Origin of the sequence: Corynebacterium sp. LK14 (genome assembly GCF_008042215.1) — a bacterium.
Classification (GTDB): domain Bacteria; phylum Actinomycetota; class Actinomycetes; order Mycobacteriales; family Mycobacteriaceae; genus Corynebacterium; species Corynebacterium striatum.
In genome coordinates, this window is record NZ_NOVQ01000005.1 from 1 (window position 1) to 3401 (window position 3401).

Annotated in this window: 2 rRNA genes; both read left to right on the top strand. The window is 52.9% G+C overall.

From position 1 onward, the window contains the following. Positions 1-80: 80 nt before the first annotated feature. Positions 81-3145, top strand: a 23S ribosomal RNA gene (locus CHU71_RS01405). Positions 3146-3263: 118 nt separating this feature from the next. Continuing rightward, positions 3264-3381 (top strand): 5S ribosomal RNA (gene rrf / locus CHU71_RS01410). The last annotated feature ends 20 nt before the right edge of the window (positions 3382-3401 follow it).

Sequence of the window (3401 nt, forward strand, 5' to 3'; positions counted from 1 at the left end):
TGTGTTTTGTGTAGTTCACGCCGGCACAACGGTTAAGGAACAGGCTTCTTTGTTTTGTTTCTTTCTGTTGTGTTGGTTGTGTGTTCGTTATTTAGGGCGCATGGTGGATGCCTTGGCATGCTGAGCCGATGAAGGACGTGAAAGGCTGCGTTAAGCCTCGGGGAGTTGTCAATTAAGCGTTGATCCGAGGATGTCCGAATGGGGAAACCTGGCACCTGTTATGGGGTGTTACCCTTCAGTGAATTCATAGCTGTTGTGGGGGCAACGCGGGGAAGTGAAACATCTCAGTACCCGTAGGAAGAGAAAATAATAATGATTCTGCTAGTAGTGGCGAACGAACGTGGATGAGGCTAAACCGTGTGCATGTGATACCTGGTAGGGGTTGTGTGTGCGGTGTTGTGGGCCCTGATGAGGATGGCTACTGACGTCCTGCCCGCGCATTGTTGTTAGGTGAAGTGGTGTGGAAACGCCTGCCGTAGAAGGTGATAGTCCTGTAGCTGAAGATGATGGTGTGTGGGTTGTTGGGTTGCCCGAGTAGCAGCGGGCTCGTGGAATCTGCTGTGAATCTGCCGGGACCACCCGGTAAGCCTAAATACTCAGTGTGACCGATAGTGGATAGTACCGTGAGGGAATGGTGAAAAGTACCCCGGGAGGGGAGTGAAATAGTTCCTGAAACCATGTGCTTACAATCCGTCAGAGCACTTTTTGTGTGTGATGGCGTGCCTTTTGAAGAATGAGCCTGCGAGTCAGCGGCATGTCGCGAGGTTAACCCGTGTGGGGTAGCCGTAGGGAAACCGAATCCTAATGGGGTGTTTTAGTGGCATGTCCTGGACCCGAAGCGGGGTGATCTACCCATGGCCAGTGTGAAGCAGCAGTAAGATGCTGTGGAGGCGCGAACCCACGTAGGTTGAAAACTGCGGGGATGAGCTGTGGGTAGGGGTGAAAGGCCAATCAAACTCCGTGATAGCTGGTTCTCCCCGAAATGCATTTAGGTGCAGCGTCGCATTAGCTTGGTGGAGGTAGAGCTACTGGTTGGTTGAGCGGGACTACAATCTTAGCAATGTCAGCCAAACTCCGAATGCCATTAATGTGTTGTGCGGCAGTGAGACTGTGGGGGATAAGCTTCATAGTCGAGAGGGAAACAGCCCAGATCGCCGGTTAAGGCCCCTAAGGGTGTGCTAAGTGGAAAAGGATGTGGGATCGCGAAGACAGCCAGGAGGTTGGCTTAGAAGCAGCCATCCTTGAAAGAGTGCGTAATAGCTCACTGGTCGAGTGGTTCTGCGCCGACAATGTAGTGGGGCTCAAGCACACCGCCGAAGCCGCGGCAATAATATTTTGTTATTGGGTAGGGGAGCGTCGTGCACGTGTTGAAGCGTTACCGTGAGGAGGCGTGGAGTGTGTGCGAGTGAGAATGCAGGCATGAGTAACGAATTGGAAGGTGAGAATCCTTCCCGCCGGATGACTAAGGGTTCCTGGGTCAAGTTCGTCTTCCCAGGGTGAGTCGGGACCTAAGGCGAGGCCGACAGGCGTAGTCGATGGATAACCAGTTGATATTCTGGTACCCGAGTATATGCGCCCCTGATAAAGCACTGATACTAACCACCGTAAGCTGTTGTGATTGGCCTTCGGGTTAACATGGTGGCAAGCCGTGGGGCCTGATGTGTGGTTCAAGCGATGGGGTGACACAGTGGGGTAGCCATGCCGCTTAGTGGATTGTTGGTGTAAGCGTGTAGGTGATGGTGTAGGTAAATCCGCACTTGTTAGCTGAGACGTGATGCGTAGCCTTAATTGGTGAAGTTGGTGATCCCGTGCTGTCGAGAAAAGCCTCTAGCGATGTATATACTCGGCCCGTACCCCAAACCGACACAGGTAGTCAGGTTGAAAATACTAAGGCGTTCGGGTGAACTGTGGTTAAGGAACTCGGCAAAATGCCCCCGTAACTTCGGGAGAAGGGGGACCCTATGGCGTTAACACCCATTTGCGGTGGGAAGCGTTGTGGGGTCGCAGAGAATAGAGGGAAGCGACTGTTTATCAAAAACACAGGTCCATGCGAAGACGTTAAGTTGATGTATATGGACTGACGCCTGCCCGGTGCTGGAAGGTTAAGAGGACCGGTTAATCAAGCTTTGCTTGGTGAAGCTGAGAATTTAAGCCCCAGTAAACGGCGGTGGTAACTATAACCATCCTAAGGTAGCGAAATTCCTTGTCGGGTAAGTTCCGACCTGCACGAATGGCGTAACGACTTCCCTGCTGTCTCAACCACAGGCCCGGTGAAATTGCACTACGAGTAAAGATGCTCGTTACGCGCGGCAGGACGAAAAGACCCCGGGACCTTCACTATAGCTTGGTATTGGTGTTCGGTTCGGTTTGTGTAGGATAGGTGGGAGACTATGAAACGTGTGCGCCAGCACGCGTGGAGTCGTTGTTGAAATACCACTCTGATCGGATTGGATACCTTAACCTTGGCCCATGATCTGGGTTGGGGACAGTGCCTGGTGGGTAGTTTAACTGGGGCGGTTGCCTCCCAAAATGTAACGGAGGCGCCCAAAGGTTCCCTCAGCCTGGTTGGCAATCAGGTGGTGAGTGTAAGTGCACAAGGGAGCTTGACTGTGAGAGTGACAGCTCGAACAGGGACGAAAGTCGGGACTAGTGATCCGGCACCTACTTGTGGATGTGGTGTCGCTCAACGGATAAAAGGTACCCCGGGGATAACAGGCTGATCTTCCCCAAGAGTCCATATCGACGGGATGGTTTGGCACCTCGATGTCGGCTCGTCGCATCCTGGGGCTGGAGTAGGTCCCAAGGGTTGGGCTGTTCGCCCATTAAAGCGGCACGCGAGCTGGGTTCAGAACGTCGTGAGACAGTTCGGTCTCTATCCGCCGCGCGCGTTGAAACTTGAAGAAGGCTGTCCCTAGTACGAGAGGACCGGGACGGACGTACCTCTAGTGTGCCAGTTGTTCCGCCAGGAGCATCGCTGGTTGGCTACGTACGGAAGGGATAACCGCTGAAAGCATCTAAGCGGGAAGCCTGTTTTAAGATGAGGTTTCATTTGAGGTCCCCTAAAGACTATGGGGTTGATAGGCCAGACATGGAAGCACCGCAAGGTGTGGAGTCTACTGGTACTAATAGACCAAAACAAACACACACGAACCTACCGTGCACAAACAAAAAGAAACACACACACGTGTTCGCGTCCACTATGCAGTATCTGACACAACACCGGAGTACACCAGAACACAAAAGTTCTGCTGCCCCGAAAGTTTGTCGGTGGTCAATAGCGACAGGGAAACGCCCGGACCCATTCCGAACCCGGAAGCTAAGCCTGCCCGCGCTGATGGTACTGCAACCGGGAGGTTGTGGGAGAGTAAGTTACCGCCGACATAAAACAACAAACAACAACT